The 20,679-nt window shown below is 63.4% G+C and carries 20 protein-coding genes; 16 read left to right on the top strand and 4 right to left on the bottom strand.

Annotation, left to right across the window (positions count from 1 at the left end; genetic code table 11):
* The first annotated feature begins 8 nt into the window (after positions 1-8).
* Both AC1DLO_RS12955 and AC1DLO_RS12950 read left to right on the top strand, forming a co-directional pair.
* Positions 9-737: a DUF5998 family protein gene (locus tag AC1DLO_RS12955; protein WP_476890200.1), complete on the top strand. Its 729-nt coding sequence runs from the start codon at positions 9-11 to the stop codon at positions 735-737.
* Positions 737-1,966, top strand: coding sequence for an alkaline phosphatase family protein (locus AC1DLO_RS12950; protein WP_476890199.1), 1,230 nt, complete (start codon positions 737-739; stop codon positions 1,964-1,966). The genes AC1DLO_RS12955 and AC1DLO_RS12950 overlap by 1 nt, the downstream gene beginning before the upstream one ends.
* Positions 1,967-2,113: 147 nt before the next feature.
* Here AC1DLO_RS12950 and sepH read toward each other — a convergent pair whose 3' ends face one another.
* Positions 2,114-3,541 (bottom strand): septation protein SepH, encoded by a 1,428-nt coding sequence (gene sepH, locus AC1DLO_RS12945; protein ID WP_476890198.1) that lies wholly within the window; start codon positions 3,539-3,541, stop codon positions 2,114-2,116.
* 284 nt (positions 3,542-3,825) lie between these two features.
* Between sepH and AC1DLO_RS12940 the strand changes: the two genes are divergently transcribed.
* Positions 3,826-4,122 carry a DUF4193 domain-containing protein gene (locus tag AC1DLO_RS12940; protein ID WP_268022785.1) on the top strand — a complete coding sequence of 99 codons (297 nt, stop codon included), beginning with the start codon at positions 3,826-3,828 and terminating at the stop codon, positions 4,120-4,122.
* Between the two features lie 18 nt (positions 4,123-4,140).
* Here the strand turns inward: AC1DLO_RS12940 and AC1DLO_RS12935 are convergent, their stop codons facing one another.
* Positions 4,141-4,626 (bottom strand): DUF3093 domain-containing protein, encoded by a 486-nt coding sequence (locus tag AC1DLO_RS12935; RefSeq protein WP_476890197.1) that lies wholly within the window; start codon positions 4,624-4,626, stop codon positions 4,141-4,143.
* 98 nt (positions 4,627-4,724) lie between these two features.
* Between AC1DLO_RS12935 and dut the strand changes: the two genes are divergently transcribed.
* The 4 genes from dut to AC1DLO_RS12915 all read left to right on the top strand — a co-directional run bounded on the left by dut (position 4,725) and on the right by AC1DLO_RS12915 (position 7,231).
* Positions 4,725-5,237, top strand: coding sequence for a dUTP diphosphatase (gene dut, locus AC1DLO_RS12930; protein ID WP_476890196.1), 513 nt, complete (start codon positions 4,725-4,727; stop codon positions 5,235-5,237).
* A 110-nt stretch (positions 5,238-5,347) separates the two neighbouring features.
* The gene (locus AC1DLO_RS12925) at positions 5,348-6,097 is read left to right on the top strand and encodes a DUF3710 domain-containing protein (protein ID WP_476914491.1); all 750 of its coding nucleotides are present in this window, start codon (positions 5,348-5,350) and stop codon (positions 6,095-6,097) included.
* Entirely contained in the window at positions 6,090-6,443 is a 354-nt protein-coding gene (locus tag AC1DLO_RS12920; RefSeq protein ID WP_476890194.1) for a single stranded DNA-binding domain-containing protein, read from the top strand. Before AC1DLO_RS12925 ends, AC1DLO_RS12920 begins: the two co-directional genes overlap by 8 nt.
* Positions 6,440-7,231 (top strand): DUF3159 domain-containing protein, encoded by a 792-nt coding sequence (locus AC1DLO_RS12915; protein WP_476890193.1) that lies wholly within the window; start codon positions 6,440-6,442, stop codon positions 7,229-7,231. The genes AC1DLO_RS12920 and AC1DLO_RS12915 overlap by 4 nt, the downstream gene beginning before the upstream one ends.
* Here the strand turns inward: AC1DLO_RS12915 and AC1DLO_RS12910 are convergent.
* The gene (locus AC1DLO_RS12910; RefSeq protein ID WP_476890192.1) at positions 7,201-7,932 is read right to left on the bottom strand and encodes a potassium channel family protein; all 732 of its coding nucleotides are present in this window, start codon (positions 7,930-7,932) and stop codon (positions 7,201-7,203) included. The genes AC1DLO_RS12915 and AC1DLO_RS12910 overlap by 31 nt on opposite strands.
* Entirely contained in the window at positions 7,929-8,603 is a 675-nt protein-coding gene (locus AC1DLO_RS12905; RefSeq protein ID WP_184739106.1) for a potassium channel family protein, read from the bottom strand. The genes AC1DLO_RS12910 and AC1DLO_RS12905 overlap by 4 nt, the downstream gene beginning before the upstream one ends.
* A 110-nt stretch (positions 8,604-8,713) precedes the next feature.
* Here AC1DLO_RS12905 and AC1DLO_RS12900 point away from each other — a divergent pair, with 110 nt between their 5' ends.
* The 9 genes from AC1DLO_RS12900 to AC1DLO_RS12860 all read left to right on the top strand — a co-directional run bounded on the left by AC1DLO_RS12900 (position 8,714) and on the right by AC1DLO_RS12860 (position 20,672).
* Positions 8,714-10,687, top strand: a complete 1,974-nt coding sequence (locus tag AC1DLO_RS12900) for an APC family permease (protein WP_184739109.1) — start codon at positions 8,714-8,716, stop codon at positions 10,685-10,687.
* A complete protein-coding gene (locus AC1DLO_RS12895) occupies positions 10,687-12,084 on the top strand; it encodes a class I SAM-dependent RNA methyltransferase (RefSeq protein ID WP_476890191.1) in 1,398 nt (465 codons plus the stop codon). The genes AC1DLO_RS12900 and AC1DLO_RS12895 overlap by 1 nt, the downstream gene beginning before the upstream one ends.
* A gap of 143 nt (positions 12,085-12,227) precedes the next feature.
* On the top strand, positions 12,228-15,059 hold the full coding sequence (locus tag AC1DLO_RS12890; RefSeq protein WP_184739113.1) for an aconitate hydratase: 2,832 nt from the start codon (positions 12,228-12,230) through the stop codon (positions 15,057-15,059).
* Positions 15,060-15,211: 152 nt separating this feature from the next.
* The gene (gene dxs, locus AC1DLO_RS12885; RefSeq protein WP_476890190.1) at positions 15,212-17,185 is read left to right on the top strand and encodes a 1-deoxy-D-xylulose-5-phosphate synthase; all 1,974 of its coding nucleotides are present in this window, start codon (positions 15,212-15,214) and stop codon (positions 17,183-17,185) included.
* Positions 17,182-17,757, top strand: coding sequence for a DUF402 domain-containing protein (locus tag AC1DLO_RS12880; protein ID WP_476890189.1), 576 nt, complete (start codon positions 17,182-17,184; stop codon positions 17,755-17,757). The genes dxs and AC1DLO_RS12880 overlap by 4 nt, the downstream gene beginning before the upstream one ends.
* Positions 17,754-18,314 (top strand): hypothetical protein, encoded by a 561-nt coding sequence (locus AC1DLO_RS12875; protein ID WP_476890188.1) that lies wholly within the window; start codon positions 17,754-17,756, stop codon positions 18,312-18,314. The genes AC1DLO_RS12880 and AC1DLO_RS12875 overlap by 4 nt, the downstream gene beginning before the upstream one ends.
* Before the next feature lie 30 nt (positions 18,315-18,344).
* A complete protein-coding gene (locus AC1DLO_RS12870; protein ID WP_184739120.1) occupies positions 18,345-18,560 on the top strand; it encodes a helix-hairpin-helix domain-containing protein in 216 nt (71 codons plus the stop codon).
* 38 nt (positions 18,561-18,598) lie between these two features.
* Positions 18,599-19,576: an aldo/keto reductase gene (locus AC1DLO_RS12865; protein WP_476890187.1), complete on the top strand. Its 978-nt coding sequence runs from the start codon at positions 18,599-18,601 to the stop codon at positions 19,574-19,576.
* Between the two features lie 10 nt (positions 19,577-19,586).
* Positions 19,587-20,672, top strand: coding sequence for a nucleoside hydrolase (locus AC1DLO_RS12860; protein ID WP_476890186.1), 1,086 nt, complete (start codon positions 19,587-19,589; stop codon positions 20,670-20,672).
* Positions 20,673-20,679: the final 7 nt, after the last annotated feature.

Below are 20,679 nucleotides of genomic sequence, written 5' to 3'. Positions count from 1 at the left end.
ATGGGGGAATGAGCTCGAAGTCCCCGACGCCTCCGTCCGGTCCGGCTACCACCGGGCACCACGCAGCACACAACCACAGCTCGCAGGGGCAGAGCCTGGACCAGGCACTTCAGCGGGCGGGCTTCTATCCGGTCCTCGTTGCCGATGTTGTGGCCGACGCCTTGGACGGGCGAGACTGCCTTGCACACCTGGTGCATTTGGAAACGCATTTCGACCGTGCCGAGGTCCGGCGACACATCACGGTCCTGGTCCTCACTGAGGACATGCTGGTGATCACCCACGTTGACGATCAGCAGCTTGATGAAGCCGGCGAACAGATCGTCGCACAGATTTCCACGGAATCCGTGCCTGTGGCGCAAATCCGCTCCGTGGTCCTCAGCTACATGTATGCGCAGCCGCAGAACTACACTCCGAGCGACCCCGTCAGAGAGCTGACCCTTTCGATTGCTTGGTCTGGTGGCCAACGCCTGGATGTGGGACCTGCCAGTTGCGGGGACCCGCAATGCGAAGCCGATCATGGGTATACCGGCACTATTTCCCAGGAGGACATCGTTCTTCGGATCAGCTCGGAGGCCGACGGACCCCGGGCCGTGCAGGACGCGAAGATCTTCGCCCGCGCGTTGCGGGCGGTGAACACGGGGGGTCCCGGGCCTTCAGCACATTCGGGTTCCATCCCCGCACCGCGACTCCGCTCGGGCGTCTTCGGAAACCGGCTGAGCCGCGGACACCAGCGCTGATGGTGACCTCGGAACACCTCGCCCAGGAAACCGCCCCCGTTGCCAGCACTGTCCCCGAGCTTCCCGGAGCGCCGTTGTATGGCAGCAAGTCGATTGCCGAGGTCTTCACCAGCGCCGCGGCGAGCATGGGCCTGCCCGGCTTTGAGAACAAGCTGCAATTGCCCGCATCGCAACGCGTCTGCGTGGTGCTTGCCGATGGCCTGGGCCGCAATCTGCTCAAGCAGAAATCCGCGCATACGCCGTTCCTGAGATCTATTGCGAATTCGGGGCAGGGCGCCGTTCCTGTCTGGCTCGATTCAGCCTTCCCCTCCACCACGGCATCCTCCTTGGCAAGTCTGGGCACCGGCCGTACGCCCGGCGAACACGGCATGGTGGGCTATGACGTCCTGGATCCCACCCAGGACAAGGTGGTCAACCTGCTCGGCAACTGGGACGCCGGTGTCGACCCCCTGCGCTGGCAACCGTTCCCGACAATCTTCGAACGCGTGGCTGCTGAGGCTGACGTGGTGACAGTGAGCTTGCCGCAGTTCGGTGCGTCACCGATGACCCTGGCGGCGCTCCGCGGAAGCCGCTTCGTGGGAGGTAGCTCCCTGCATGCCCGAACGGCAGCTGCGGGGGAGGCTATGGTCGCAGGAAACCGTTCGCTCATGTACTTCTACGTCAACGAGTTGGACAAGGCCGGCCACCGCTACGGCTGCCAGTCCGATCGCTGGGAACACCAGCTTGAAGAAATAGATTCAACCGTCAAGAGGCTCTCCGCAACCCTTCCGGCAGATACCACCATCCTGCTCACCGGAGACCACGGAATGCTTGACGTTCCGGAGTCACAGCGCATCGACTACTCCGCCGATGCCGCCCTCATCGCCGGTGTCCGGCATACAGCAGGCGAACCCCGCATGGTCCACCTGTACCTTGAGCCCGATTCAGGAGAACGGCAACGCCAGGCCTTGCTGGACGCTTGGCGTGCCCGCTTCAGTGATCGGATCTGGGCCTTCACCCGGGAGCAAGCCGTTGCGGCCGGTCTCTTCGGTGGGTTGCGTCCGGAGGTTTCCCCTCGGATCGGAGACATCATGATCGCCGCCCGGGATGCTCTGGCGCTTTATGACGTCCGTCGGGTTCGCCCTACCGCCATGGAAGTTGTCGGGCAGCATGGTTCGCTGACCAAGGCGGAGCGTGAGGTTCCGTTGCTATGTTTCAAGGCCGGAGGCCCCAGAAGCCGCCGTGGCTGAGCTCATCTTCTTTTCCGGAACCATGGACTGCGGCAATTCCCACACTTGAGCGCATCGACGACCGTTGCATTGAAGAAGTGCCCACTGGCGAGGGCAGCGCTTGCCTTTGGCGCGGCGCGAACTGAAGCCTCCCGCGAACTTAGGCGGCTAGTCTCCGCGCGTACCGAAGACGATTTCATCCCAGCTGGGGATACTGGAGCGCTTGGGCCGTGAGGGCTGGCGCTCGGCAGGCGCCGCGTCGGAAGATTCGTCACCGTGGGGCGGGTTGTCGGACTCCGAAGCCACACCCTCCGACGGGGTTGAAGGTGTGGCTTTGTACCAGGAATCCTTCAGCCCAGCGCGGGTGGGCTTCGGCTCTTCGCGTTCCCGCCGGGGAGCGCCGCCGAGCAATTCGTCCAGGCCTGCCCGCGGTGATGCCGTTTCCTGGGATCGCGGCTCCTCTTGGGCGGCCTGCGCATCGTTGTCAGTCCTGCCGCGCAGAAGGGTCACGGGGCGCATAGGGCTCGGAATCACGGTGATTTCCCGTGTGTCCGTACTGACCCCGTCGTGCAGCCGGAGGGAATCGTCTTCATTGTCGTCTTGCTGCGGAGCCAGGCTCAGCCGCGACAGCATGGAGGCACGTGCGTCGCGACGGGTCGCGGCGGGATCGGCTTCTGCCGGTTCGTCCGTGTCTGTGTCCGTTGATTCTTTGTCCGAAAGCCCGTCTTCGACGTCGCTGGGCCTGGGATGGGCAGCAGGAACTCCGCTGCTCAGAAGGAGCGCCAAGGCGTCGTCGCTGTCTTCGTCGAGGCCAAGCCGTTGTCCGCGTCGTGAGCGCAGCATGTCCAGGAGCCCATCGGCTTCCTTGGTGGCCGCAGCGGCGGCGGCACGGGCCGCGGCACCCGCGTCGGCCTCGAAATCAAAAGGCCGGTCGGAAACGGCGGCGAGACGCCGTGCCGGTACGGGGCCATCAAGCGGTTCCAGTTCGCTGAGCTGCTGGGCCCAGCGGTTGGCGTTCTGGAGCGATTTCCGGGCGGGATTGAACGTCCACATCGCCGGCGGCTCTTCGCCAATGGTCTCCAAGGTGCCTGGCTTGGTTTCAAAGCGCGCGACGACGGTCCAAGCCCCATCGCTCCGGCGCCAAGAGTCCCACTCCACCGCGGAGGAGTCGATGCCGTGGGCCGTGAGCCGGTGCGCGACCATCTCGCCGAGGCTTGCAGGTTCGTCGCCGAACGCTGCGCGGTAAGTATCGTGGCCGGGTGCCGGGGCAGCGACTTCCACTTTGCGGGCTTGCTGCGCGATGTATTCCCGCTCGGCCAGCACGGGGCCTTCATAGCGCTGCACATTGGCGAGCGGCAATCCTGACAGCTCTGCCACTTCCGCGGCCGTAGCACCGCTACGGATACGCGACTGAATGTCACGCGGGGACATGGCGACGGGCGTGATCGAAGCACGCGCGGCCACCTGGGCAGGTGTCCGGCTCGCGGCAACACGCAACGCCTCGTCAATCGGAAGCTGGAACATCTCGCCGCCGGTACCGCTCAACAGGAGATGTCCGCCGTCGTCGTGGACGCCAACCAGCCGTAGATCCCGCATAAAATCCTCCACCATGGCCTATCTGACATTCGAAACTCTGCCACCCGGTGGGGCCTTTTCCTACTAGGACAAAGGGCGCGCCGCGATATTCCGCCATTTCCGGCACTTTCCCCGCGGAACGGTCCCCGTGGAGCTATGGACATTTGGTTCCGCTGGGAGGACAATCTGCCCGATATCGGGCACAAAAACGGGGCCTGCTGCGTTACATCCTTAGACCGGAGCAGGTTCCGGTTGACAGGAGCGCGAGCCCTGCGTGAAGCACAAGGGAGAACGAAGAAGGGACCATGGCAACGGACTACGATGCCCCTCGGAAGACTGAAGAAGACACCGAGGACTCGATCGAGGAACTCAAGTCGCATCGCACCGAGAAGCAGTCATCGGCGGTTGACATTGACGAGACTGACCTGGCCGACGCCTACGAGCTCCCCGGGGCGGACTTGTCCGGCGAAGAGCTGCTGGTCCGCGTCCTACCTCCGCAGGCAGACGAATTTACCTGTTTCAACTGTTTCCTGGTCAAGCACCGCTCCCAGATTGCACGGGAAAAAGACGGTCATCTTTACTGCAAGGAATGCGAGAGCTGATCCGGGGAACGGAACGGCCTACTTTGAAAGCGCAGCCAGCAGCTCTTCCGGGCGGCGGGTGGACGTCAGCCAGTACGGCGTACGGTCCGCAGGGTCGGTGATTTCAATACGCACCACGGGGTCGATCCAGCCACGGAGGCACAGGAACGCGAGCCCATTAAGTCGGGTACCGCGCTCTGCCGTGGCTTCGTCCTTGCGGAACGCCGCGACTGCGCCGACAAATTCGCGCTGGATACTGGCGCGACCCACCTGGACGGTATCTCGGTCCACCACAATCGCCGGCGTGGACAACAACAGCATCGTGGTCATGATCCCGAAGAGAACCAGTGCGGCGATGATGCCCGCGGTGATACTGATCGGCGCAAACATCAGGATGCCCGCGGCGGACAAGCCGACCACGACGATCCAAATCCAAGGGGACGGCCAGAGCTTTTCCGCAAACAGGACGCCCGTTCCACTTGTGGAGTGGTTCGGCGTGGGCACGGATGCAGTCGATTCAGGCATGCAACCAGCTTATCGGGACAGCGACCCGAGTAATTAACCCGCCTGGACCCTGCACCGGCAACCGCGGCAGGATCCAGCGGACGATAGAATATCTGACTGTGAGCCATGAGACAGCAGTAGCCAACCCAGCAGACACTTCCGCCGAATATGGCGCGCCGACCCTTCAGATCCAGCTGAAAATGCTCGACGACGGCCTGGAAGCACCGTCGTACGCCCACCCTGGTGACGCCGGTGCCGACTTGCGCGCCCGCGCGGACGTGTCTCTCGCCCCGGGGGAGCGGAAGCTCGTTCCCACAGGGGTCTCAATCGCGCTGCCAAACGGCTTTGTCGCACTCATTCACCCGCGGTCGGGGCTGGCCACCAAGCACGGGCTCACCGTAGTCAACGCTCCGGGCACGGTCGATGCCGGCTACCGAGGTGAAATTTCCGTGACGCTTTTGAATACGGACCAAAACCAGGCAATCGAACTCAAGCGCGGCGATAGAATTGCTCAAATGGTGATCCAGCGCGTCGAGTATGCGCAGTTCGTGACGGTGGACGAGTTGTCCGACACAGCGCGCGGCACCGGCGGCTTTGGATCCACCGGAGGCTTCGCGCCGGCCGTGAGCTAGCAACAACCCTCGACAATCGACGCCACACGGAGCTGATTGCCATGCTGCCCGCGAGTTGACGGGCAGTCTGCGGTTTACTGGGGATAGACCACTACTAAGGAGACAACCCGATGCTTTTTGGGCGCGGAAAGAAGTCCAAGGCTGAGCAGCCGGAAGACAAGGATACCGAGCAGGCCAATGCCGCGACGTCGCGGGGGGATGCCGGCACGGTAGCCAGTGGAACCGMGAAGGGCGACTTCCGTCTGTCCAAGGGGCCATTCGATGCCAGCGAAATTGAGAGCCAAGAGGGCTACGTGGACCTTGGCGCGTTGCTTATCGAGCCTTCCGAGGGCCTTCAATTGCGCCTCGAGGTGGAAGAGGCGACCCAGCGGGTAGTGGCCGTCACCATGGACTTGGATGGCTCGAGCCTTCAGCTCCAAGCGTTCGCCGCTCCCCGTTCCGAAGGACTGTGGGACGAAATCCGCGAACAGATCGGCCAGTCCGTGTCCAGCCAAGGAGGCGAAGTCGAGGAGATCGCCGGCACCTTCGGGACGGAACTCGTCGCAAAGCTTCCTACCGAATCTGCCGACGGCGGACGCGGTTTCCGAGCGGCCAGGTTCATGGGCGTGGATGGACCTCGTTGGTTCCTCCGCGGTGTCATCGGTGGTCAGGCGGCCCTGGACAGGGACGCTGCCGAAGGCTTGGAGAATCTCTTCCGCAAGGTCGTAGTCATTCGCGGAGACAACCCGATGCCACCCCGTGAACTGCTCCAGTTGAGATTGCCCAAGGACGCCGCAGCCTCGGGACACCATGGCGCTCCGCAGGAAGCGCCGGAGCTTCAGCGGCCTGAACGCGGCCCGGAGATCACCCAGATTGGCTGACAAGGCGGCTCGCGCCGCTGCAGCCACTGGCAGCCCGGCACCCCTGTCCCTCACGGATCTCCCTGTGCGTGGCAGAGTCAACTGCACGGGTTTCATCGAGTCGGTGACCTACCAACCCGCCAACGAGCAAGCGCATTTCTCGGCAATAGTCGTTGACCGGATCGCGCACAGGGGAGAAACCGGTCCATTGGCCCGCTTGCGCGTCATCTGGCTCGGGCGCCGCAAGGTGCCCGGGATCGAACCCGGGACTGTCCTTCGCCTCGAAGGAATGGTCACTCTGCGGGACGGAATGCCCACCATGTTTAATCCGCGCTATGAAATCCTCTCCCGGCAGGAGCAGCAATGACCGTCGCCAACGGACCCGGTCCCCACGATAAGCCAGCGCAGGAAAAACTCGGCCCGGCAGAAGGATCGAGTCAGGAGACGCAGGGACCAAGTATCGCGGACATCGCGGCGGGCTACGCAGAAAAGGCCGGACTCCAACGCAACAGCCACGGCCACGTGGATATCCTCAAATCGGCCGGGGGTGTCCAAGGGATAGCCGAGAGCATCGTGCCGGGCCTCGTGTTCCTGATCGCCTTCATGGTCACCCGCGACCTTCCGGCGTCCCTGATTGCATCCCTCGCGTCGGCCGCTGTCTTTACCGTGGTCCGGCTTGTCCAGCGACGTCCGTTGACCCAGGCCCTTGCAGGGATCGCAGGCGTCGCAATTTCCGCTTGGCTCGCCAACACCACGGGCAAAGCCGAGGACTTCTACGTCCTGGGCTTCTACACAAACATTGCCTACATCGTGGGAATGGTGCTGTCCATTGTGCTCAAATGGCCCATTGCCGGCCTGCTCTTCGGCTTTGTACGCAACGAAGGCTTCGATTGGCGGAAGAACCCGGAGCGCTTGCGGGCATACACCATAGGCACATGGGTGGTCATCGCTGTCCTGGCACTACGGCTTGTGGTCCAGGTTCCCTTGTACTTCATGGGCGAGGCCGGCCTGGCCGCTCTCGCTACCATGAGGCTGATCATGGGTGCTCCGCTGTACATCCTTGGTCTTTGGATCGCTTGGCTCCTGACCCGGCCGGCGCCAGGCCAGAAGCCGGCCAAGGATCCTCAGCCGTCGAAGCCGTCGTCGTCGGACTGATCCGAAAATTCTTCCTCGATCTCAACTGACCCGTGGTCCGCTGCGGACGGGGACAACAATGCCCTGAGCCCGTCTTCGGCCGCAATGGTCGTGACGAAAAACAGCTCGTCGCCGCCGTCGATCACGTCATCACGGCTGGGCGTGATGGGCGCGTGGTCGCGGAGGATCGCCACCAGGGTGGCGTCTTCCGGCCATTCGATGCCGCCCACAGTGCTGCCGATAATGTGCGAGTCGTGGGGGACGGTGAACTCCACGAGCGAGGACACTCCCGTCTGCAAGGTCAGCAGGCGGACGAGGTCACCGATTTCCACGGCTTCTTCCACGAGCGCCGTCATGAGCTGCGGGGTGTTGACGGCGACGTCGACTCCCCAGGAGTCGTTGAACATCCAGTCGTTCTTGGGGTTGTTCACGCGGCCCACCGTCCGGCCCACCCCGAACTCGGTCTTGGCCAGCAAGGACACCACTAGGTTCACCTTGTCGTCACCGGTCGCGGACACGACGACGTCGGCCCCTTCCAGTTTCGCTTCCTGGAGCGTGCTCAATTCGCAAGCATCGCCCACCAGCCATCGGGCACCACGGAGGCCGCTGCGCCCGATGACCTCCGGTTTGAGGTCGATCAGCATGATCTCGTGGTTGTGGGCGAGCAATTCCCGCGCGATCGACGAACCGACGCTGCCCGCGCCGACAATAACGACTTTCACTCAGACTCCTTGGCGGGTGCGCTGGCGAGGACGCGTGCCACCTCGGCGCTGCGGTCCAGATTCAACATGGCATGCACAGTGTCACCTTCCTGGTACGCCGTTCCGGCCTGGGGCAGGACGCCCTCGCCGAAACGTGTGAGGAAAGCGATGCGGATCCCGGAAGCTGCTTCGATGGCAGTCAGCGGGTGCCCGATCCAGCCTTCGTTCAGGTCAACTTCAGACAAGACCAATCGGCCGGAAGGCTCGCGGTAATCGCCCGCAAGGTGCTGCTCGGGCAGGATGCGGCGCAGGACCTGGTCCGCGCTCCAGCGCACGGCGGCTACCGTGGGAATGCCCAGGCGCTGGTAGATTTCGGCGCGGCCGGGATCGTAGATACGGGCAACAACATGCGAAACATGGAAAGTCTCACGGGCCACCCGGGTGGCCAGGATGTTGGAATTGTCACCACTGGAGACAGCGGCGAAAGCATACGCTTCTTCGCAACCGGCCTGCTTCAGCGTGTCCCGATCAAAGCCGACGCCGGTGACTTTCCGGCCAGTGAATCCGCTGCGCAGGCGACGGAAAGCGCGGTCGTCCTGGTCGATGATTGCCACTGAATGGCCGGCGTCTTCCAAGGTGTGCGCCAACGTTGCGCCTACTCGTCCGCAACCCATGATCACAAAGTGAGCCACGGTCTCTCCTTCACTCTTATGCCTGCCGCTCGGTAAGACTCTACCGGGGTAAGTCGCGGAAGCCAGTCCGCCGTCATGACATCGCGTTCGATTCAGAGTAGCTTTGCGGAGTGCTGACAATTCTCAACGCCGCGAAGCGGGTGTTGGTGGGGCGCCCTTTCCGGAACGACCGTTTGGCCCACACCCTGCTTCCCAAGCGCATCGCGCTGCCGATTTTCGCTTCGGACGCCCTGTCCTCAGTGGCGTACGCCCCTGACGAAATCCTGCTGACACTGGCCCTCGCCGGTGTGAGTGCCGTGGCCATTTCACCGCTGGTCGGCCTCGCCGTCATGGTGGTGCTTCTCACGGTGGTTGCCTCGTATCGGCAAAACGTCCACGCCTATCCTTCCGGGGGCGGCGACTACGAAATCGCCAACGTCAACCTGGGGAAGTTCGCCGGCCTGACCGTCGCGGCCGCTTTGTTGGTGGACTACGTCCTCACAGTCGCCGTGTCGATGTCCTCTGCAGCGGCGTACCTGACCACGGCGATCCCCTCATTGCACGGGCAGCAGGCAGTCATCGCCACAGTCGGCGTCGTCATCTTGGCCCTGGTGAACCTTCGCGGCATCAAAGAAGCCGGGAGTGTCTTTGCGGTTCCCACGTACATCTTCATGTTCTCCATTCTGGGAATGACGGCTGTGGGCATCTTCCAGGCGGTCACGGGCCAACTGGGCGAAGCGCCGTCGGCCGCTTTCTCGATCGTCCCGCAAGAGGGATTCGACCAGGGGCTAGTCGGTCTGGCAGGAGCGTTCCTGCTCCTTCGGGCCTTCTCCTCGGGCGCGGCCGCCCTGACCGGTGTGGAGGCCATCAGCAACGGTGTGCCGAACTTCAAGAAGCCCAAGAGCAAGAACGCCGCCACGACCCTCCTCATGTTGGGGGTCATCGCTTCGGCCATGCTCGCGGGCATCATCTACCTCGCCAACGCCACCAAGGTCCACATCGTGCTGGACCCGGCCAAGGAATTCCTCCTCGATGGCAAGCCGCTGCCGGACGACTACATCCAGAACCCGGCCATTAGCCAGATTGCACAGACCATTTTCGGGCCAGGGTCCATCCCGTTCTATATTGTCGTCGCAGCCACGGGCGTGATCCTCGTCTTCGCCTCCAACACAGCCTTCAACGGATTCCCGGTTCTGGGTTCCATCCTCGCCCAGGATGGATACCTTCCCCGTCAGCTGCGCACGCGCGGAGACCGATTGGCCTTCAGCAACGGGGTTCTTGCGCTTGCGGCAGGTGCCCTCGTCCTGATCATTTCCTTCAACGCCGACGTCACCAAGCTGATCCAGCTCTACATCGTGGGTGTCTTTATTTCCTTCACGATGAGCCAGCTGGGGATGGTGCGGCACTGGGGTAGGGAACTCAAGCTTGCCCGGGACAAAGCTGTCCGTCGGAGAATGCTGAAGTCCCGCACCATCAACATGCTCGGCTTCTGCATGACGGCCTTGGTGCTGACCATCGTTCTCATCACCAAGTTCGAACAAGGTGCCTGGATCGCCCTCCTGGCCATGTTCGTGCTGTTCCTCATCATGTGGAGCATCCGGGCCCACTACGACAACGTGGCCAAGGAACTGGCCGTTGACGAGGACTCGTCTCCGCGTGCGTTGCCCACGAGGGTTCACGCCGTGCTGCTGGTGTCCCACGTCCGCAAACCGGTGCTGCGCGCACTCGCCTACGCGCGGGCATCGCGGCCGTCCAGGCTGGACGCCATTATTGTGGACATCGACCACGAGGAAACCGCCCACACTGTGGAAGCCTGGGACAAGTTGGACATCCCTATCCCGTTGACCGTATTGGCGAGTCCATACCGGGAGACCGTCACGCCCATCTTGGACTACGTCAAGAACATGCGCCGGGATTCCCCACGCGACCTGATCGTCGTGTACATCCCGGAGTACGTCGTCGGCAAGTGGTGGGAACAGCTTGTCCACAATCAGACCGCACTGCGCATCAAGGCCCGGCTTCACTTTGAACCCGGGGTGATGGTGGCAAGCGTTCCTTGGCAACTGAAATCCTCCGAAGAAGCAAAGGCACTGCAGGATACCTAATGACCCACCCCAGCTACACCGATTCCAGCAAGCCCACGGCCCAGGACGGAGCTGCCAAGGAGCTGGTGGTGGACGTCGGCCCCATCGCCCACGGAGGCCATTTTGTCGCCCGGCACGAGGGCCGGGTCATCTTTGTCCGGCACGGCATCCCGGGGGAGAAGGTCCGGATCCGGCTCACCGACTCGGGCGAGTCTTCCCGATTCTGGCGTGCCGACGTCGTCGACGTCCTGGAAGCATCAGACGACCGGACACGCCATTTCTGGGCACTCGCCGATTCCCTTGCCGCCTGGCGCAAGGGCGGTCCGCCCGTGGGAGGTGCCGAACTCGGGCACGTGACACTCGAACGGCAGCGCCGGCTGAAGTCCGAGGTCCTCGCCGAGCAACTGAAGCGGCTCGCCGGCGTCGAACTGAATATCGATGTGGAGCCCGTCTCCGGTCATGATCCAGCTTCCAACGGCGGTGCAGGCCCCGACGTCGATTCAGGCCTCGGCTGGCGAACGCGCGCCAGCTTTGCCGTCACCCCGGGCGGCCGCCTGGGGATGCACGCCCACCGCTCCGACGTAGTCATTCCGGTTCACGAGATGCCGCTCGCACTTCCGGGCATTAATGACTTGCGGCTGTGGGAGCTCGACTTACACGGCATTTCAAGGGTGGAAATTGCGGCACCAGCTAACGGTTCACGTCCCCTGGTCCTTCTCGCCCCGGAAGAAGGTACCGACGCGCGCCGACTCAACCGCATCCTGGGCCAGCTCCCACACGAAGTTTCCGTAGCCAGCTTCGACCCGGCCCGCGGCGAAGTGCTGCAGTTGCGCGGCAGGACCTGGGTCCAGGAATCCGCTGCCGGCCATGAATACCGGGTCACGGGAGAGGGCTTCTGGCAGATCCACAAAGACGCTCCGGACACCTTGGTGGGGGCGGTGACGGGATTCTTGCACGATGGTGGCTACCTCCTTCCCGGATCAGCCGTGGCCGATCTTTACGCAGGAGCCGGGTTGTTTACGGCGCCCCTGGCGGACGCGGTGGGGATCACTGGTTCGGTGCTATCCGTTGAAGGATCGCCCGGAACCAGCCGGGACGCCCGCAAGAACCTGCATGGAGAGCCCCATGTGGAGATCGTCCAGGGCAAGGTGGAACGCGTCCTGCGGCAACGGTCCCGCAGCTTCGATTCGTTGGTGATCGACCCGCCGCGCGTCGGTGCGGGCAAAGCCGTAGTCAGCCAGCTCATCGAGTCCGGACCGCGGGCCATCGCCTATGTGTCGTGTGATCCAGCCTCTTTCGCGCGTGATCTCGGGTACTTCCGGAATGGCGGCTGGCGGCTTGATTCACTCCGTGCCTTTGATCTCTATCCACACACTCACCATCTGGAGACCGTCGCGTTGCTGGTGCCCGCGGCGTAGCCGCCACTACGATGGTGGAGAAGTTCGACGTCGCGCTTCACTTCTCCACCGACCGACGGCATGATGCTCAGATTAGGCTTGCCTAACTAGCTAGCGGTCAACCGCGCGACAAAGATGAAAGCTGTTGCGAGAGGAGTCCTGCCATGAGCACTGTGGACAGCTTCGGTTCCAAAGGCGTACTGAATGTAGCCGGCACCGATTATGAAATTTTCCGGTTGAACTCCGTTGAGGGCGCAGACAGCCTTCCGTTCAGCCTTAAGGTATTGCTTGAAAATCTCCTGCGGACGGAAGATGGCGCCAATATCACGGCCGACCACGTCCGCGCCTTGGCCGGTTGGGACCCGAATGCCCAGCCAGACACCGAGATCCAGTTCACCCCGGCTCGAGTCATCATGCAGGACTTCACCGGTGTTCCTTGTGTCGTCGACTTGGCCACCATGCGTGAAGCCGTCAAGGATCTCGGCGGCGACCCCAAGCGCGTCAACCCGCTGGCTCCGGCCGAAATGGTCATCGACCATTCCGTGCAGATCGACGCCTTCGGCAATTCCGGCGCCCTCGAGCGCAATATGGAGATCGAATACCAGCGCAACGGCGAGCGTTACCAGTTCCTGCGCTGGGGCCAGACCGCTTTTGACGACTTCAAGGTTGTTCCCCCGGGAACCGGCATCGTCCACCAGGTCAACATCGAATACCTGGCGCGTACCGTTATGACCCGCGAAGTTGAGGGCGTTCTCCGCGCCTACCCCGACACCTGCGTCGGTACCGACTCCCACACCACCATGGTCAACGGCCTGGGCGTGCTGGGCTGGGGCGTTGGCGGCATCGAAGCCGAGGCTGCGATGCTCGGCCAGCCCGTCTCCATGCTGATCCCGCGTGTTGTCGGCTTCAAGCTCACCGGCTCCATTCCGGCGGGCGCCACGGCCACCGACGTCGTCTTGACCATCACCGAGCAGCTGCGCAAACACGGTGTTGTCGGCAAGTTCGTGGAGTTCTACGGCGAAGGCGTTGCGGCGGTGCCGCTGGCCAACCGCGCAACCATCGGTAACATGAGCCCGGAGTTCGGCTCCACGGCAGCCATGTTCCCGATCGACGACGTCACGCTCGACTACCTGCGCCTCACTGGCCGCTCCGAGCAGAACGTCGCCTTGGTTGAGGCCTACGCGAAAGAACAGGGCCTCTGGCACGATCCGTCCCACGAGATCAAGTTCTCCGAGTACCTTGAGCTGGACCTGTCCACGGTTGTTCCCTCCATCTCCGGCCCGAAGCGTCCCCAGGACCGCATCATCCTCACGGAGTCGAAGGCACAATTCCGCGAGGACCTGCGTAACTACGTCAAGGAAGACCTGGCCGACGGAAGCCTGGACGAAGCCATTGACGAGAGCTTCCCGGCCTCGGACTCGCCGTCGTTTACCGCTACCGCGACCCACTTGGCCGATGTAGCACCGCACGCTCACGGTCCCAAGTCGAATGGCCGCCCGTCGAACAAGGTGGGCGTCGTGACGGCGGACGGTCGCGAATTCGAACTGGACCACGGAGCCGTTTCGATCGCTTCGATCACGTCTTGCACCAACACGTCCAACCCCTCCGTCATGCTGGCCGCCGCCTTGCTCGCCCGCAACGCCGTGGACAAGGGCCTCACCTCCAAGCCCTGGGTCAAGACGTCGGTCGCCCCCGGCTCCAAGGTTGTCACCGACTACTACGAGAAGTCCGGCCTGACCCCCTACCTGGAGAAGCTCGGCTTCTACATTGTCGGCTACGGCTGCGCTACTTGCATCGGCAACTCCGGACCGCTCGACGCCGAAATCTCCGAGGCCATCCAAGCCAACGACCTTTCCGTCACCGCTGTCCTCTCCGGCAACCGCAACTTCGAAGGCCGCATCAACCCGGACGTCAAGATGAACTACCTGGCCTCGCCGCCGTTGGTCATCGCCTACGCCCTGGCCGGAACCATGGACTTCGACTTCGAGGCGGACGCCCTGGGCCAGGACCAAGACGGCAACGATGTCTTCTTGAAGGACATCTGGCCGAACCCCGTCGAGGTCCAGAAGGTCATCGATTCCTCGATCGACAAGGAAATGTTCGCCCGCGGCTACGAGGGCGTCTTCGACGGCGACGACCGTTGGAAGGCACTCGACACCCCGGCAGGCGACACCTTCGCCTGGGACGCCAAGTCGACTTACGTTCGGAAGCCCCCGTATTTCGAGGGTATGAAGGCACAGCCGGATCCGGTAACGGACATCACCGGCGCCCGGGTCCTTCTGAAGCTCGGCGACTCCGTCACCACCGACCACATCTCCCCGGCCGGTTCGTTCAAGTCGGACACCCCGGCTGGCCAGTACCTTCTGGCCAACGGTGTGGAGCGCAAGGACTTCAACTCCTACGGTTCACGCCGTGGCAACCACGAAGTCATGATCCGCGGAACCTTCGCGAACATCCGCATCAAGAACCAGCTGCTCGCTGACTTCAACGACGGTGCGGGCGTCGAGGGTGGCTTCACCCGCGACTTCACACAGGCGGACGGCCCGCAGGCCTACGTCTACGACGCCGCCCAGAACTACCAGGCCGCGGGCACTCCGCTGGTGGTCCTGGCTGGCAAGGAGTACGGCTCCGGCTCATCCCGTGACTGGGCTGCCAAGGGCACCGCGCTGCTGGGTGTGAAGGCTGTCATCGCCGAAAGCTACGAGCGTATCCACCGCTCCAACCTCATCGGCATGGGCGTCCTCCCGCTGCAGTACCCGGCCGGCGAGTCCGCCGCGTCCCTGGGCCTGGTCGGTACGGAAACGTTCTCCGTCGAGGGCGTCATCGAGCTGAACAACGGCACCACGCCGCGGACGCTCAAGGTCACTGCAACGGCCGAGGACGGCAGCTCCAAGTCCTTCGATGCCGTGCTGCGCATCGACACCCCGGGCGAAGCGGACTACTACCGCAACGGTGGAATCCTGCAGTACGTCCTGCGCCAAATCTCCGCACACTAGCGGCAATTTGCGCAGACTGCGCCTGAGCCAATAGGCAACAGCTACAGCCCCGGATGGTCGTTGACCAACCGGGGCTGTCGCCTTTCCGGCGGCTACGCGGCGGCCAAGGCGTTAGAGTTATATAGCACGTCAATCACCCTAAGGAGGGGCCGTTGGGACTTTTGGAGACAATCCGGAACCCGCAGGACCTGAGCAAGCTCACCAGCCAGCAGCTGGAGCAGCTTGCCGGCGAGATCAGGACTTTCCTCATCACCAACGTCGCTCAAACGGGTGGACACCTCGGACCGAACCTTGGCGTGGTGGAACTCACCATGGCCATCCACAAGGTCTTCGATTCGCCGCGAGACAGCATCGTCTTTGACACCGGTCACCAGTCCTACGTCCACAAATTGCTGACGGGACGGCAGGACTTCAGCACCCTCCGGCAGCAAGGCGGCATGTCCGGGTACCCTGATCGTGGCGAATCCGAACACGACATCGTCGAGAGCTCCCACGCATCATCCTCCCTGTCCTGGGCCGACGGTATCTCCCGCGCCCGGCAATTGACCGGAGAAGGCGATCGCTGCGTCGTCGCCGTCGTCGGTGACGGCGCCCTGACGGGCGGAATGGCTTGGGAAGCGATCAACAACATTGCCGCGGACAAGCGCCGTCGCGTGGTGATCGTCGTCAACGACAACGGCCGTTCCTACGCCCCCACGGTCGGCGGCCTGGCAGACTATCTCGCTTCACTGCGCCCCACAATCGACTCGTTCCGCGCTGCCCCCACCTACGAGGTTGTGCTGGATTGGTGGAAGAAGAAGCTGCAAAACGGCGGTCCCATCGGCCAGTTCACCTACAAGAGCCTGCATGCCATGAAGAAGGGCATCAAGGACTGGTGGGCTCCGCAAGGCATGTTTGAAGACCTCGGCATGAAGTACATCGGCCCTGTCGACGGCCACAACATGCGCGCCCTCGAACACGCGCTCACCACGGCCCGCAACTACGGCGGCCCCGTGATCGTCCATGCCATGACGGAAAAGGGACACGGTTACGCGCCTGCCCTCGCCAACGAGGCAGACCAGTTCCACGCCGTCGGAATCATCGATCCCGAGACCGGCGAACCAACCCAGGCCGGTGGAGCCCGCTCCTGGACGTCCATATTCGCCGAGGAAATCGCGGATATCGCCGACGAACGCAAGGACATCGTGGGCATCACCGGGGCCATGCTGATTCCGGTCGGACTGCACAAGTTCGCGGAAAGGCACCCGGAAAGGGTGATCGACGTGGGCATCGCCGAACAACATGCCCTCACCTCCGCGGCCGGCATGGCCTTCGGCGGACTGCACCCGGTAGTAGCCGTCTACGCTACGTTCCTCAACCGCGCTTTCGATCAGCTCCTCATGGACGTGGCCCTCCACAAGGCTGGAGTCACGGTTGTCCTGGACCGCGCCGGCGTGACCGGCCCGGATGGCGCCAGCCACCACGGCATGTGGGACATGGCGATGGTCCAGATCGTTCCGGGGCTCCATCTCGCGGCTCCGCGCGATGCCAGCCGCCTGCGCGAAGAGCTCCGCGAGGCCGTCGCGATTGCTGACGCTCCCAGCGTGGTGCGCTTCTCGAAGGGCAGCGTTGGAAGCGAGATCGAAGCGATCGAACGGCTTTCCGACGGCGTCGATGTGCTGGTTCGCCGGCCCGAAGGCTCCACAGAGAACGACGTCCTGATTGTCAGCGTCGGCGCCATGTCCGAGCTCGCCCTTGACGTCGCGTCCCGGCTCGGTTCCCAAGGCATCAGTTCCACAGTGGTCGATCCGCGCTGGGTCCTGCCGGTACGCAAGTCCATCATTGCCCTCGCCGCCCGGCACCGATTGGTGGTCTGCATCGAAGACGGCGTTCGTGCCGGCGGCGTCGGATCCCGTATCCGCCAGGAGATGCGGGCAGCCGGCGTGGACACGGCGCTCAACGAGGTGGGACTTCCGGTCGAATTCCTCGACCACGGAACCAGGAGCCAAGTGCTTGAACGGGTGGGCCTTACTGCCCAACAGATAACGCACGACGTCGTCGCGCAGGTTCTGGGGACAAAGGTGCCTTTCGCGCGTCCCCTGCCGGGACACGAACACCCCACCACAGGCAGCCTCCCCAAGCTGTGAGCGGGGACGCATCGCGGCGGCCCGGCGCTCTCCAGCCGGGAGATCTGGTGGTTGCCCGGAACCGGAAATGGGACGGCACAGCCCACTGGGTTGTGCCGGGACGTTATCTCGGCGAGGACATCCATGGCTGGTGGATTTTCCAAGGGCGGGGTGAATTCTGTTCCCGACCGGGAGCCGCCTTCTACACGGCCTCGGACGCAGTACTCTTGGTGCCGCGTTCAGGGGAGTACGTGGCCACGTTCTACGACGACACCTACCCCGGGGATTTCCGGATCTACGTGGATCTGGCCGTGGCCCACGAGTGGAAGCCCATCAAGCCCGGGGTAGCCGAATTCCACATGATTGACATGGATCTCGACGTCATCCGTTCCGTGCACAGGGACGTGTTTATCGACGACGAGGACGAATTCGACGAGCACCGCGTCACCATGGCCTACCCCGACGATGTGGTCGAATCCATGCGGCAAGAATGCGGCGCGCTTTATCAGGCAGTATTCACCAAACAGGCACCCTTCGACGGCACGGGACCCAGCAGTACGTGTGCCGAATGGTTCAGAAAAGGACGGGCATGAGCGGCATCATCCGCACCTACAAGCGCGACGACGAAGCTGTCCTGCATTTCCGGGAGGCCTGGTATGACGACGAATTCAAGCAGTTCGTCATCAACCACGGAGTCGTAGGACACCAGAGCAGCACTGACGAAACCGACGTTGAGGAAGAGGCTGCCGTCGAAGGACTCATGGCTGCTTTTGCAGCGCAATGCGAAGAGGACGGTTACGCCGAAATCCCGGAGGCCGAGCAGTTCTGGGTGGTCGCCCAAATCGCGCTGAAAACGAAGGATGGTACCGAGCGCGACCGCTACCTTGAACGAAAGGCCAAGGCTGCCCTGACCAGCGAACTGGCCTGGCGCGGCCTCGGGACAGTGGAGCGTTCCGAAATCGGCGACGCGAAGCTCAACATTTACTGCCTGTGCCCGGATGTCAACAAGGCCGTTAACGCCATCAAGGTGTGCATCCGCGGAGAAGACCTGGACTTCACCAAGCTGAGCATCGCGGCGGCCCCCCATGCCGAACCTGCCGCCTTCAAAGTGAAACACTCGCCGAAAACCGGCGCGGGCTTTACTCTCTAAGGACTACGTCACCGCTTCGAAGGGACAATCATGGCGCCCAAGAGCAACTGGCCCGGACACACTCCGCTGCCGAAGGGCTTGTCTGCTCCGGCACGCAGGGCACTCGCCCATGAAGGACTGGAAACCTTGGAACAGCTCGCCGAGTTCGGCGAGCGGCGGGTAGCGGCCCTGCATGGCATGGGTCCCAAGGTCATGGCGCAGTTACACGAAGCGATGGAAGAGGCAGGGATAGCCTTCGGATCCTGAGCGGCTGATTGGCCACCGCGGCGTTGTAGGGTGAAACCATGACTGAATACCGCCGTCTTGGACATTCCGGATTGACCGTCTCAGTAGTCGGTTTGGGGTGCAACAATCTTGGCCGGGCCAATACGGCCACGGAATCGCAGGAGGGCACCAACGCGGTGGTGCATGCCGCACTGGATGCCGGGGTGACCCTTTTCGACGTCGCCGACGTCTACGGCCGGGAGCCCGGCCTCAGCGAAACCATGCTGGGTGTCGCGCTGAAGGGTCGCCGGGACGACGCCATCGTGGCCACCAAATTCGGTCTCGACATGCACGGCGTGAACGGCAACGACTTCGGAGCCCGGGGATCACGCCGCTACATTATCCAGGCCGCAGAAGCGTCGCTGCGCCGCCTTGGCACCGACTGGATTGACCTCTACCAGTACCACACTCCGGATCCGCTCACCCCAGTGGACGAGACCCTCGCGGCCCTCGATGACCTCGTGACGGCAGGTAAAGTCCGGTACATCGGCCACTCCAACCGTGCTGGCTGGCAAATCGCCGAGGCCGAATACGTCGCCCGGATGCAGGGCGGCGCCCGGTTCATTTCGACGCAAAACCACTACAACCTGCTGGACCGCCGCGCGGAACTCGAAGTGCTGCCGGCCGCCCAGGCCTTCGGGCTCGGTGTCCTGCCGTATTTCCCTCTGGCCAATGGTCTCCTCACGGGCAAATATGCGCCAGGAAGCGCACCGGAGGGTTCACGCCTGAGCCATACGCGGACCAATATGGTCAACGACGCCGATTGGGTCCAGTTGGGCCGGTTCAGCCAATTCGCCAAGGAACGGGACTTGAGTGAAGTGCAGCTGGCGTTCTCCTGGCTGGCCGCCCAGCCTGCCGTGAGCAGCGTCATTGCTGGAGCTACCCGCCCCGGGCAAATCACCGAAAACGCGCAAGCGGTGCGCTGGGTGCCCACGGCGGAAGAGCGCGCCGAGTTGGATGAGATCTTCCCGCGTTCGCCCAAGGTTGCCCTTTTCTGAGGATCGTTCCGTGAGCGAGGATCCGACGCCGACTGCCGGGCACCGCGAGTCGGTGAGCTTGCTGGTGGACTGCGACACGGGAATCGACGACGCCCTCGCCTTGGCCTATCTATGCAGCCAGCCGCAAGTGGAGCTCGTGGCCGTGAGCAGCACTCCGGGCAACGTTGCCGCCGAGCAGGTGGCACGCAACAACCTGTCCCTGCTCGAGCTGTGTGGCCGCCCCGACGTGCCCGTTGCCATCGGTGCACGGGCGCCGCTGCGGATCCCGCTGGTCACGACGCCGGAAACGCACGGTCCCCAGGGCATCGGCTACGCCGAGCTGCTGGAACCGCACGGAAAGGTGTATGACGTCGACGCCGTCGAACTCTGGGTGGAAGCAGCCCGGTCACGGCCGGGGGAGCTGACCGCCCTGCTGACAGCGCCGCTCACTAACTTCGCCCTCGCCCTGCGGGCTGAACCGCGCCTGCCGGAGCTGCTGCGCGGCGTCGTGATCATGGGCGGCAGCTACTACTACCAAGGAAATACGACTCCCACCGCGGAGTGGAACACGCACGTTGATCCGCACGCGGCGACCGAAGTGTTCGCGGCCTTCTCTGGCCTTCCTGAGGAACGGCTGCCGGTGGTGTGCGCCCTGGAGACCACGGAACGGATCGAGCTCAAGCCCGAACACGTGGCCGCCTTGGCCGCTGAGGCCGGCTGCGCCGAGCCGGAACTTGTCATGCCAGATCAGTCAGAAGGGCGGCGCAGCACCGCCTCAAATGTGCTCGTGAGGCACCTCAGCGATATGCTGCGCTTCTACTTCGAGTTCCACCGCCGCTACGACCAGGGCTACGTGGCGCACATCCACGATTACTTCGCAGCGTCCGTCGCCGCCGGGACCGCCAGATACCGGACCCGCAGCGCAACAGTGCACGTGGAGACAACAGCTCCTAGGCTTATCGGAACCACTGTGGCGGATTTTCGCGGACTCTGGGGCGAGCCGCCCAACGCGCGCATCGTCTCGGAGAACCACCCCGAGGAAGCGTTCAACGAACTGGTGCGCTCATTGGGCGGCCTCGCCCGTCGGCTGGGAAACCAGGACGGCCGGAGACGGTGAATCGCCC

The organism is Arthrobacter sp. 01T419 (assembly GCF_056398865.1).
Note: the sequence above shows the minus strand (reverse complement) of the source record. Positions and strands in the feature narration are given on the sequence as shown.

Bases quoted from the DNA above. Each gene is read 5' to 3' on its own strand.
- AC1DLO_RS12890 (WP_184739113.1), top strand. From the start codon at position 12,228: ATGAGCACTGTGGACAGCTTCGGTTCCAAAGGCGTACTGAATGTAGCC.
- sepH (WP_476890198.1), bottom strand. From the start codon at position 3,541: ATGCGGGATCTACGGCTGGTTGGCGTCCACGACGACGGCGGACATCTC.
- AC1DLO_RS12875 (WP_476890188.1), top strand. From the start codon at position 17,754: ATGAGCGGCATCATCCGCACCTACAAGCGCGACGACGAAGCTGTCCTG.
- AC1DLO_RS12915 (WP_476890193.1), top strand. From the start codon at position 6,440: ATGACCGTCGCCAACGGACCCGGTCCCCACGATAAGCCAGCGCAGGAA.
- AC1DLO_RS12865 (WP_476890187.1), top strand. From the start codon at position 18,599: ATGACTGAATACCGCCGTCTTGGACATTCCGGATTGACCGTCTCAGTA.
- AC1DLO_RS12870 (WP_184739120.1), top strand. From the start codon at position 18,345: ATGGCGCCCAAGAGCAACTGGCCCGGACACACTCCGCTGCCGAAGGGC.
- AC1DLO_RS12955 (WP_476890200.1), top strand. From the start codon at position 9: ATGAGCTCGAAGTCCCCGACGCCTCCGTCCGGTCCGGCTACCACCGGG.
- AC1DLO_RS12935 (WP_476890197.1), bottom strand. From the start codon at position 4,626: ATGCCTGAATCGACTGCATCCGTGCCCACGCCGAACCACTCCACAAGT.
- AC1DLO_RS12940 (WP_268022785.1), top strand. From the start codon at position 3,826: ATGGCAACGGACTACGATGCCCCTCGGAAGACTGAAGAAGACACCGAG.
- AC1DLO_RS12895 (WP_476890191.1), top strand. From the start codon at position 10,687: ATGACCCACCCCAGCTACACCGATTCCAGCAAGCCCACGGCCCAGGAC.
- AC1DLO_RS12950 (WP_476890199.1), top strand. From the start codon at position 737: ATGGTGACCTCGGAACACCTCGCCCAGGAAACCGCCCCCGTTGCCAGC.